General features: G+C 61.6%; 4 protein-coding genes. All 4 read right to left on the bottom strand.

Annotation, left to right across the window (positions count from 1 at the left end; all coding sequences use genetic code 11):
- Positions 1-5: 5 nt before the first annotated feature.
- From NKJ13_RS01620 to NKJ13_RS01605, 4 genes are read right to left on the bottom strand one after another with little or no spacing between them, the layout of a single operon-like run.
- Complete coding sequence (locus NKJ13_RS01620) at positions 6-731, bottom strand: ABC transporter ATP-binding protein (RefSeq protein WP_352478380.1); 726 nt, start codon at positions 729-731, stop codon at positions 6-8.
- Entirely contained in the window at positions 731-1879 is a 1149-nt protein-coding gene (locus tag NKJ13_RS01615; protein WP_352736946.1) for an ABC transporter permease, read from the bottom strand. Before NKJ13_RS01615 ends, NKJ13_RS01620 begins: the two co-directional genes overlap by 1 nt.
- Complete coding sequence (locus tag NKJ13_RS01610) at positions 1876-3012, bottom strand: efflux RND transporter periplasmic adaptor subunit (RefSeq protein ID WP_352736947.1); 1137 nt, start codon at positions 3010-3012, stop codon at positions 1876-1878. Before NKJ13_RS01610 ends, NKJ13_RS01615 begins: the two co-directional genes overlap by 4 nt.
- A gap of 58 nt (positions 3013-3070) precedes the next feature.
- A complete protein-coding gene (locus NKJ13_RS01605) occupies positions 3071-12238 on the bottom strand; it encodes an SDR family NAD(P)-dependent oxidoreductase (protein WP_352776992.1) in 9168 nt (3055 codons plus the stop codon).
- Between the last annotated feature and the right edge of the window lie 236 nt (positions 12239-12474).

Genomic DNA, 12474 nt, shown 5'->3' with positions numbered 1-12474 from the left:
GGTGATCAATGCCGTTCAGCCATCATGCCAAAGGGAGACGGCTCTCGTGCCCGCCCATCCTCGAGCTCGAGCATCGAATCGAAATAAGTTTTCCAGCGCGTATCGTGGGTCACAACGCAGATCGCGACATTGCGGCTGTCCGCCAGATGCCTGAACACCTTCATCACCATCTCCGCCCGTGTACCATCCAGTGCGGCGGTAGGTTCGTCGGCTAGAATAACGGTGGGATCGTTTGCCAAGGCCCTGGCGATTGAAACACGCTGCTGTTCGCCGCCGGAAAGTTGGGAAGGATAATTGGAGCCGCGATGTTCGATGCCCAACGCGGCGAGAAGCCGGCTGGCTCGCGCCTGCGCCTGCTGGCGACCGACATCATTGACCTGCATGGCGATGGCAATGTTTTCGGCGGCCGTGAGAAAGGGGATCAGGTTCGCTTTCTGGAACACAAACCCAAGATGGGTCCGCCTGAAGGCCCGTAGCTCGTTGAGCTTCGCACCGGGACGCGAAATCACCTTGCCGTCGAACAGGACCTCTCCCGTTGTCGGTGTCTCCAGCAGACCGGCAATCATCAGCAGCGTCGTCTTGCCGGAGCCGCTGGGCCCGACGATACCGGTAACACTGCCGGGGCTCAAGGTCAGCGAACCTGCCGCCAACGCGGTGACCGGCGAGCCGCCGCTCTCGTAGACCTTGCTGGCATTCCGAACCTCCAGCGTGGCGAGGCGGCGCTTCGACATCAGGCCAACACTTCCTGGGCACGGACCGCGAGCGCGCGACGAATCGCAAACCAGCTGGCCGCAAGGCTGAGTGCCATCAGCACGAACGACAACACGCCAAGATCGGATTCGGTCATCAGCACAGTTCTCGGAAATCTCGGATAGATCGTAAACGAGATGGCTATGGCCAGAACGAGGCTGCAAAAGCCGATCAGCCCCGCCTGCTGCGCAATCATGCCGATGATCACCCGGTCACGGGCGCCGATCAGCTTCAGAAGTGCTATCTGCGCGACCTTCTCGATTGTCATCGTATAGATGGTCAGTGCTATGACGGCGCAGCAGATCAGCAGCGTCATCGTCGTGAAAGCCAGGATCTGGACGCGGAGCTTGCCGAGGCGGCCGTCCAGTAGAAGCGTTTCCTGGTCCTGCTGCGTGAGGACCTCGACGTCGCCCCAGCGTTTGATCGAGTCACGCACGACCTCCTTGTCAGCGCCCGGGAGAGTTTCGACGATGACCGCAGCGACACTTCCGGTCTCGTCGCCGAGACCCATGCGCGTCTTGCCCTTGGCCGCACGGTTGAGGAGGATCGCCTCGCTGGGCAGCAGTCGGTTGATGACCTGCGCGTCCGGGATGGTGACGAACAACAATCCGTCGCCACCCATGTCGACCTGCCCGGACGACACGCCGACAATCGTATAGCTATCTCGTCCAAGCCGGATCTCGTCACCCACAACCAGGCCTAAAGTCTTGTCGGCTATGGCCTCGTAGCGATTTGATTGGAAGTACCGGCCGGCGATCAACGGTATCCAGCTGCCACTGTCGCTTGGATAGTCCACACCAGTGACGGACATTCGCAGCGGAAGCGCGTCAATTTCGAACTGCTGGTTGTATTGGATGAACCGGCGCGTTGCCGCCACACCGGCCACACCGGCCACGCGGCGATCGAGATTGGCCGGTACGGCGGAGGATTCGGCGAACGGTCCGGACTTTCCCCCTTCGACGACCCAGAGGTCGGCACCAATGCCGTCGATCACGATCAAGGCTTCGTAGACGATGCCGCGATACATGCCCAGCATGCCGATCGTCGCCGCCATCAGCAGGCCGACGCCGAAAACGGTCAGGATGAACCTCAGCAGGTTATGCCTGATATCTTTGACCGCGAGATTCACCTGCTCAATGCCTGGAGGTTAACCGCTTGGTACTGGAAGCGGCCTGTCGGACTGAGCACGACATCACCGACCTTTAGGCCGCGCGTGATCTCGATATCGGTGCCGCTGGAGTAGCCCAGCGAAACAGGAGCCCAATAGGCCCGCCCGTCATGTGCAATCCAAAGACCCACCCGTCCCTGGTTTCTCGCCAGGAATCGCTGTGGCACCGCGATGCCCGGTGACGGCGATTCCGCTTGGATGGTGACGCTTGCACGCTGACCCACAGCCCAGTTCGCCGGCACCTCGCGCAATTTAAGATCGACCGTGAACTCGCGCGTCTCTTGATCGACCTGCCGGCCGATCCGCGCAATGGAAGCAGCGTAGGGCCGTTGCGGATCCGATGAGAAGGTGACTTTGGCTACTTGCCCCGGCCGAAGCGACCCCATCGCGGATTCGTCGAAGCGCGCCATGACCAGCAATGACGTCGGGTCGACGATCTGCATCAGTTCGACGCCCGGAGAAAGCAGGTCTCCCACCGTGCGGCTGCGGGAAATCACCACCCCATTGACAGGCGAGCGTATCGAGGTTTCGCCGAAACGGCTCCGTATCTGCTCGACCTCGGCGGAGGCGGCCGCGGCCTGGGCCTTTGCGCGCTCGATGCTAGCGGTCGCTCGCGCCAATGCGGCCTCGGCTTGCTTCTGGGTGCCTTCGAAGAGGTCGAACTCGGCCTGAGAAATCGATTTGCTGGCGAGCAGGCTCTTCCTGCGATCCAGATCTGCCTTTGCAGTACGGGCGGCGATAACCAGCCGGTCACGCTCCAATTCGGCCTCGCGCACGCTCTCCGCCGCGGCCCGGTCGTTGGCGACCGCTGCGGCAAGCTGATACTCGATTTCAGTCGCGTTTAGCGTGGCGAGGATATCGCCGGTCTTTACCTCGTCATTCCGGTCGACGCGAACGTCGGCCAGGAATGCCTGGATCCTTGCCGTCACGACGACCTGGTTGGTTGCACCAAGGAGGCCGGGTCCGGCGATTTCACGCGCGATCAGCCTTCGCTGGGCGACATAGGACTCCACCTGAGCAGGCCAGATATACCAACCAGAAAAGAGCCCGACTGCCGCCAGAACGGCAAACAAGATTAAGATGAAGCGAATCACGTGCCTTTTACCTGCACCGGCTTCCACCGGCCCCGCTGACCCCTGAATCGACGCATCACTATATCGCCGCCTGCTCGGCTGCATCGACCGCCGGTTGCCCAGCCAACAGTCGTTCGATGACTTCCCTCAGGATATCTTCTGCTTCTGCACGGTCATAGCCCAATTGGTCGAATATCAAGGTCAGACCAAGACCGTTCGCGGTCGGAAAGGTACGCAGATCCATCTCGCTGGTACGTGGTTTTTCTCGTCGCATGTCAGGCAGGGGCGTCACTTTGAACATGCCGAGATCAAGTTCGCCACCGGCATGGGCCCTTTGAAGGGGGGCCGACTGCGTGGCGCGTGTCCATCTGTCGACTGTTTGGGTGCCGGCGACGAAGAGGGAGGTATAGGAGCCCTTGGCCACGACTTCGTCATGCACGTCTCCGAAGTAGTTCGAATCCATGAAGGGCGCGAACTGGATAGCCTCTTCGATCCCTTCTCCGAGCGAACCGGCTAACGCTTCGATTGTCTCGAACCGAGACAGCCGCGCACGCACAGGGACGTCCGAGGCGACGAAATTGACATAGTTCTCCAGCCGCCGGTCGTGGCGCAACGCTGCTGGAACCTGCATCACCATATCGTCCACGCCGCCGCGCGACCCGATGGTCTGCGCAAAGGCCGCGATGATCATGGCCGTTTCCGTCGTGCCGGCTGCCCTGGCACGCTTGCGCAGCGCATCCTGCTGGTCGCTGGCTATCGAGAGCGTCACGTCCTCGCTAAGGCTGCAATCGATCAGGTTGACATTCGTCCGGCGGCCTTTCGCCTTGCGCCCGAGATTGGGAATTTGCGGCAAGGGCTCGGCGAATACCTTGCGCAGGAATGCGTCGCGCCGTTCGAACGAACCAGGCTTTCCGACATGGTCGAAATCCCGGATGAATCGGTCGATACTCATTTCCACCGGATCAAGAGGCAGGCCGAGATAAGCCTTGACTGTTTCCTCGACGATGAGGCCGAGGGAATAGCCGTCAACAACGAGATGATGTGCCTTGGCGACGATAAGGTCGCTCTCGGAGCCGAACCGGATGACGGTGACACGGAACATCGGCGCCTGGATATCTATGCCTTCCTGCGCGAGTTCGGTTGCGCGCTCCAACGCTTCGGATTCGTCGGCGACTTGCTCGACCCTGAAGAAATCGGTCGGCGTCCTTTCCAGATACGCGCCGTATCTAGCCCCCTTGCGGAAGAACCGGGTACGCATCACCTCGTGTCGCGCCATGACCGTTTCGATCGCCCGTCTGAGACGATCGGCGTCCATTTGCGGCCGGATCTTGAACTCCTTGCTTACAATGAATGCGGCACGCGCACGCGAAGTCGCGTCTGGATGTTCCTGGAAACGCAGTAATCCCAATTGCGTGCTAGTTACTGCTATCTCTCTTTCGACGTTGGGCACGCCGTCGAGCGGTGAGCGCTCGACATCCTGGCCTCCACTCGGCTGACCGGACCACTCGCGCAGACTCCAGCCCATTGCGATGGGCACCAGGCGGCCTGACGTTTCGAGCTCGCAGGAAAGCTCGTCGAGAAACTGATCGAGTAGCAACCGCGCTGCTGCTTCTTCGACAACGTCGAGATCCACGGTCAGCCGGCAGACAACGCCGGCTTCGCTGGTCGCTGCGGACAATTGTATCTCGTGCGCGGATGCGGGGATCGCATCGAGAGGATGGTCCAAGGCGGCGAGCGCCGTAACTTGGCTACGGTCGAGAAAAGCGAAGCCGAATTGGCGCAGCGAAACATGGCGAATGCGCAGATCTTCTTCGAGCGCCAGTTCCAGAGACGACGTATCCATTGACCGATGCGCGTGGCCGTTTGCGTCGGCACGCTCGACCTTCCTCAGCAGATCGTAACCGAGTTCATTCATGGCTCGCAGGACAATCGGATAGGACCCATCCAAGGGGCCTATCAATCCGCTTGGTGCTCCCTGCCCGCGCTCGCTATACCAGCGGTCGACGACGATTGATCGGAGCGAGAGGCGGCTTGCCAAGGCCTTGGCATAGGCGGCCAGAAAGCGCGCGGCCGGCAACTCCGATCCCGACGCGAATGCTGCTGCTGGAAGCGTGATCTCCAGCAACCCGACACGGCCCCTGTTGGTTCCCATACCGACGGGAGACGCGGCACGACTGCGGCCGGGGATCGGTGCGATCGCAGGCGCGTGGTGAAGTATCTCCTTCCAATAGGCGAGGTCGCGACGATACTCGCTCGATCCGGGCATCGGATGAGCTGCGCGCGCGTAGTCGGTAAAACTAGGCCCTGCTTCGACCGCTTCTGCTTCGCCTTGCACAAGCTGCGCAAGCAAAAGATGAACCGACAACGTGTCCGCAGCCGCGCGATGAGCCCGGATTTGTAGCTCGTGACCGCCATCCTGCCGCTGCCACGCGCCGATCCGCCATAGCGGACCAGGCAGCGCCACATCGCCCAAACGACCGCCCGGCGAAAGCACTTCAACAATCGGTTGAGCCTCGAAGCCTATCTCCACGGCGCCGGACGCCGATATCGCACCGGTCATCCGGAGCGCGTCGTGTCGCTCGACCAGTCGCGCCAATCTTGTCGCAAGCGCGGCCAGCGACACGCCAGGCTCAATACTCGTCTCGACCAGGATCTGATTGTCCGCCTTTGCGACCGCCGACGACATCGGCAGTCCGTCCAGCATCATCGCATTGACCTGGCGGCCAAGAGGCCGGAAGGCTTCCTGCGCTGCAACGCCATCGGAACTCGCTTGTGCGGCCAGGACCTGCAAGGCGGACGCCTTCAGTTTCGCCTCAAAAGCGGAAGCAACGAGGCGCGACAGTCCCGCGATCGTCGGCGCTTGCAGGAACTTGGCGACAGGGATGTCGACTTCGACCTGAGCCTCGACGCGATTTTTCAGTTCGAACGATGAGAGGGAGTCGAGACCGAGCTCACTGAGCTTGCGGTCATCCGCCAAGGCGCTTGCCTCGACCTTGAGGACTTTCGCCACTTCGCGCCGGATCATGTCGGCGAGCAGGTCGTCCCACGCCTCGCGCGGCGCGGCTGCAAGCTCGGCCTGAATGCGAGACCGCCCTCCGGTTCTGTCTCCAAGCAGCGGCGAAATCCTCGGATTCGTCGCTGCGCCGGGGTTCGTGCGAGCGATCGCAGCCCAGTCGATATTGGCAAAGCCGAGATTCTCCGATCTGGCGCGCACAAGATAGGACAGGGCCGCCGCCGCTTCAGAATCCTGAACCGGCTTGATGCCTACGCTATCGAGATAGTTGGTCATTGCTTCCGACCTGGCAACGAATCCACTGCCGGCGATCATGCCCCAGGCGGTGGACGAGCCGGCCAGGTTGCGACCCCTGCGGTACGTGGCGATTGCGTCCAAAACAGAGTTGGCCGCTGTGTAGTTGGCCTGCCCAGACGAACCGATAACCTGCGCGATCGACGAGAAATTCACGAAGAAATCCAGCGGAATATCGTGTTCGACAACGGCGACATGCAAGTTCCACCCGCCGGCTATCTTCGGCCTCAGCACGCGGTCGATCTTGCCTGCATCGAGCTGCGAGACGAAAGCGTCCTCTATCACCGCGGCGCCGTGCACGATGCCGCGCAGAGGAGCGTCACCCCCAGCATATTCGCCGATCAGCCTGCCGACGGCAGTAGCATCGGTCACGTCCAGAGCGGCGCGAACGATGCGCGTGCCACGTTGCTCCATGATCTCGATGGCCACAGCCGCTTCGGCATCTGGAACACCGCTTCGATTGGCAAGGATGATGGTTCCCGCGCCTTTCTGACTGAGCCACTCGGCGATCGCAACGCCAAATCCCTTGAGCCCACCAGTGACGAGGTAGGAAGCCTGAGCGGAGACGGCGAACTGTGCGCCGAGGTCAAGTTCGATGTCCACGGAAGGTTCGTCGAAAGTGACGATCACCTTACCGATGTGCAGCGCTCGCGAAAGCATGCGCATGGCTTCTGCCGCGCGCGATGCCGGGAAGCGGGTCGCCTCCAGCGGCTTATAGACGCCGGCGGCAACCTTAGCCTCCACCTCCACCAGCAATTGCCTGAAGAGGCTCTCCTTCTCGACGGGGAGCGTCGAGAGATCGATGACCGAATAGGCGTTGTTGCGATAAAGCGAGCGAAGCCCGATCGGCTTGTCGTCGGCGAGATCGCGCTTGCCGATTTCGACCATCCTGCCGAAGGGCGCCAGGCACTCCAGACTCTTGTCGATGCCGTTGCCAGACAGCGCGTTCAGCACCACGTCGACGCCGCGGCCACGCGTAAGGGAACGCACCTCGTCGGCGAAATCGAGAGCGCGCGAGTTCATGACCTCATCCACGCCCCATGTCTTCAGGAAGGCGCGTTTTGTGTCGCTGCCTGCAGTGCCGAAGACTCGAGCCCCCACATCATGCGCGACCTGGATGGCGGCGAGCCCGACACCACCCGAAGCCAGATGGATCAGCGCGGTTTCGTCCTGTGCCAATCGGCCGATATGTTTGAGAGCGTAGTGAGCGGTAAGGAAGGCTGTCGGGAGGGTCGCGGCCTGGATCAGATCAATACCATCGGGTACGCGCATGGCGAGATCCGCCCGGAGCTTGGCGAAGCGTCTGAGGTAGCCCTTGCCCATACCCATGATGCGATCGCCGGGCTTGAGATTGGTCACCCGTTCGCCGACCCTGCGGACGGTGCCGGCGAACTCCAGCCCGAGATTGCGCCAGTATGCCTCGTCATTCTCCAACTCGTCCGGCAAGATGCTGGTGGCCGCCATGATGTCGCGGAAGTTCAATCCGACCGCGGCGACCTCGACCATGACCTCGTCTGGCGCCAATTCGGGATCGGCGATTTCGCGTAGTACGATGTTGTCGATGGTGCCAGGCCCCGTCATGGTGACGGCGAAGTTTGAAGAATCCCGCGCGGTCTCCAGCGTCCGCCGCAACGGCGCCACTTCGTGCAAAGCCAGTTGCTCCAGCCGCGGGACATAGCGTTCGGCGCCACGCAGGATGAATTCCGTCTCTGCGGTTTCCTCCAGCACGGCGCCCGAAATGCTCACCCCCGACTGCAGCGATGTGGGATCCGCATCGATAAGGCGGATGCCCAAACCTTTGAACTCGTTTGCCATTGTGCGAGCAATGCCGATTAAGGCGCTCTCACTCAGGCCTGAAAGGCTCATCGGCTGGTCACCTTGCACAAGCCGGCTGCCGGACGTGACGACAACCAGTTCGGGCCGCTGTTCGGACGAACTGTGCAGCCGGTCGATGACTTTTCCAAGCGTGATCAATTGGTGCACGATAGGCGTGATCCTGGCGAGAAGCTCGTCCCCGCCTGCTTTGTCGTCGAGTTTTTCGGGGGTGGCGGCGCTGAACAGGATGCCACCTGTCCCACCCGATTTGGTCATGAATGCCCGGATCGTGGCGAGCGCTTCATCCGCATCGAGGTTCAGGAACGGCGCGGGGTTTGCGACCTCGACCGTCGCTCCGCGGCTAACCAGCTCAGCCAATGTCGCTTCGAGGCGCTGCGTTCCATCACCCACCACCAACCAGTGGGCGCAACGCAATGAGGGCGCTGCCGGTTTGGCTTCCTGCTTCTCGAAATGCTCCTCGAAAACACTGGAGCCCGAGCCGGCACCTTGCTTGGCCCTGCTGCTCCTGACCTTGCCCAGCGCCTTGGTCTGAAGGTTGTCGAGAACGATGAGCGGCTGCCCTTCCGGCGAGAACACGCTGAACCGCATCGAGTACGGGTCGAGACCCGGCTGGATGTCGACGATCACCTCGGGCGTCAAAGGAGCGCCCAGCAGGATCTTGCGGGCGCCGGTCGGCAGGCGCAACTGATACTGGGCCTTGTCTTCATTAGCCGGCGGCAGCGATTCACCTGGAACCCACACGCCGTCTCGATGTGAAGCCAGGCCGATGCCGGCCTGGAGCACCGCGTCCAGCAATCCGGGGAAGGCGAAATACTGCTTCGCCAAGTTGGGATCCTTGCTTGACAGCTTGGCAACCAGGCGGTCGCCGACAATGTCGAGTGCGTTCACCGACTGGAAATAGGGACCGTATTCAAGCCCGTGCCGTTCGGCGAGACGGTAGAATTCCGTCTTTTCGACTAGGTTCGGGCGATCCAGCAGCAGGTCGGCAGGAGCTGGTGCAAGTTCATATTTGTGGCTGAAGCCATAAGCTTCGGCACGCGTCCTCCAGCCATCCTCCGAACCTCGATGGAACGTGGCGATGCGCAGCCTGCTACCGACCGGATCGAACGTCGTCGTAAACAGTACGACGTCGTCCTCCGCGATGGAAAGCGCTTCGTACAGCTTGAAATCACGCAGTTCCACGGACTCAGAGCCGAAATGGTCGCGCAGTGCGGCCCCCATGATTTCGATGTAACCGACGGCCGGGAAGAGGCAATCGCCGCTGACCCGATGGTCAGCCAGGAATTTGAAGCCTCTGAGCGTGATTTCGTTCGTCCAGGACGGCGCCGCAGTGAAGTCGCGCCATCCAAGCAGTGCGTGCCGGGGTGCCTCGAACAGGAAGTTCTTGGTTTCCTCGGATGTATTCAGCAGGCGCTGGTTGTTCCAGGGTAACTTGGGAACGGCCACGTGGCCACTCAACGATTTCGGCCGGTCGAATTCGACGCCGGCAACATGAAGGCTGCCCTCGGCCCGCGCCAGCGTCCAGAAATCGTCAGTTTTGCGATCGAGCGAGTTCACCGCGGCGGCGTCTACCCCGCGCTCCTGCGAGATGCCTCGGATGAGCGGCGTCAGCGTGCGGTGCGGACCTATTTCCAGGAAAGTATTGATGCCGAAATCGAGGGTGAAATCCAAGGCCTTGGTAAAGCTGACGGGTTGGCGCAAATTGGCCCACCAGTAGTCGGCGTCGAACTTCGTCTCGAATATGCCGGTGACCGTCGAGATGATCGGCAGACGGCCTTCTTTCCAGGCGACCGGACCCAGTTCGCCGAGGAACCATTCCTTGCAGTCTTCCAGATGCGCGCTGTGCCATCCGAAATCCATGGTCATCCGGCGGGCCGTCGCATCGGGATAGGCTTCCGCGACCTTGGCCAGCACGCCAAGCACCGCGTCCTCCATGCCGGAAATCGTTTGCGCGATCGGGCCGTTGTAGGCGGCAATGACAACGCTTTCGTCACCGGGCAGCAAAGGTTCGAGTTGATGGACCGTCAGCCCTATCGTGGCCATTGCACCGCGCCGCTCGCTCTTCAGCGGGATGAGGCCGCGTTTGGCAATGATGCGAGCCGCCGTCTCGATATCGATGATACCTGAAACGTAGGTGGCCGCGACCTCGCCGAAGCTGTGGCCGATCAGAAGCTCAGGCCGCACGCCGGCCTTTGTCCAGCGCTCGTAGAGGGATATCTGCGTGGTGAAGATGGATGCCTGGGTAACGTCGGCATCGTTGATGCGGGTCTTCGTCTCGTCCCGCAGCATCTCCTCGACGGTCGACCAGCCGACCATCGGACGCAGCACTTCGTCGAACATCTCGGCGGTTCGGCGAAACGCACGGTCTTCCTTCAACAGGCGGCGCGCCATGGCCCACCACTGGCCGCCCTGGCCCGAGAAGGCGATGGCGAGCCGACGGTTGGATGCCCTCCCGGTGATGATGGTTGGCCCTTCCGCGCTTTGCTCGATGGCTCCCTTAGCCAATGCGCGCAGTTGGGTCTGGAGCGCGGCACGCTCCGGCTCGACGATGAGCGCAGCCCGTTGGGCGAAGTTATCGCGCGCGCTGCTCAAATGGGCGGTGATGTCTTCGACCGGCGTCTCCGCAAGGGAGCCTCCCTGCTCCAGCGCATCGGCTAGACGGCCGGCCCACAGTTCCAGTCCCGCCGTGCTGCCGGCCGAGATCGGGACGGCTATCGGATGGCCGGCTATCACCGGCCTTGGCGCACGGTTGGCGTTCGCGGACAACCCCCGCCATCCTTCCACTGCGATGGAGGCATTGGTGCCGCCAAAGCCGAAGGAGTTGACGACGGCCAGGACCGGCCGGCCGTGATGGTCGATCGGCGTCGGCGTGGTTGCTACAGCGATGTTGAGCGCGTCGAACGGAATGCTCGGATTCGGGCGCTCGAAATTCCGGTTCGGCAGCACGATGTCCTTTCCCGCCGTCAGCACCGTCTTGATGAAACCCGCAATACCGGACGCTGATTCGAGGTGGCCGAGATTGGGCTTGAACGATCCGACATAGGCCGGCTTTGACCGTGAATTCACACCGAACACGCGGCCGATGGCAGCCGCCTCGATTGGATCGCCGACCGGCGTGCCTGTCCCATGGGCCTCGACATAGTCGACATCGGCCGGATCGATGGCGGCGCCTTCCACCAGCGCCTCCAGCATCTCTTGCTGTGCTTCCCCGCTCGGCGAGGTCAGGGTGGGCGTATACCCGTCCTGATTGACCATCGAATGACGGATCACGCCATAGATCCGGTCGCCGTCGGCAATTGCCCGGTCAAGAGGCTTCAGCAAAACGAAACCGCAGCCTTCGCCGCGCACGAACCCGTCCGCCCTTTCGTCGAAGGTGTAGATTCCGCCGGTCGGCGAAAGCATGTTGGCGCTGGAGAATGCGATAAACGGGCCTGGATCGAGCATGCAGTTGACGCCGCCGGCGAGCGCCGTCTCACAGGTGCCGGTGCTCAGGTGGCGCACCGCTTGGTCGATGGCAACGAGCGCCGACGAGCATGCCGTGTCGACGGCGATACTCGGCCCTTTCAGATCGAAACGGTGGGATATTCGGTTGGCCGCGATCGAGAACGCCGAACCGGTGCCGGCAAAAATATCCCCACCACCGACACGTCCGCGGCGCAGGTTCTGCGCGAAATCGTTGGTCGAGATTCCGATGAACACGCCGGTGCGCCCGCGGCGCAGGTCGGCCAATGTGCGCTCGGAATCCTGGACGGCCTCGAAGGCCACTTGCAACGCCAGGCGCTGCTGCGGGTCCATCGTTGTCACCTCGCGGGGCGACATGTCGAAGAAACTCGGGTCGAAGCCGAAAACGTCGCTGGCAAGAAACCCACCCCAGCGCGTCCGCATCTTTCCCCGGGCATCGGGCTCCGGATCATAGAATGCATCGACATTCCATCGATCCGCCGGGATATCGACGATGCCGCAGTTCTTCTCCAGGAGAAAGTTCCAGTACGAGTCCGCGTCCTGGATTCCTCCAGGAAACCGGCAACCAATTCCGATAACTGCGATTGGCTGTGTTGACTCAATGACCTGCTGAGGGGCATCGCCCCCACGATGAATGTTCATGCCCAGACCCCCGCCTAGTATACACCGTGGGTTGCCCAACCCACGGCGCACTTACAGTCACGGCGTATTTAAGTGCATGTCCTAACGGAAGCTCCAAGAGCAAAACTCGCCAGGTTAGCATTTTTATCGCAAAATGTGTCTTTTAAGCCGATTTGATTACTTTTTAGGCCAATTTGATTAGTTTTTAGGCCGATGTGGCTGCTTTTGAAGAGAAACCCGTCCGCTCGATCCTCGTC

Origin of the sequence: Mesorhizobium sp. M0174, from assembly GCF_040322275.1 — a bacterium.
GTDB lineage: Bacteria > Pseudomonadota > Alphaproteobacteria > Rhizobiales > Rhizobiaceae > Mesorhizobium.
Note: the sequence above shows the minus strand (reverse complement) of the source record. Positions and strands in the feature narration are given on the sequence as shown.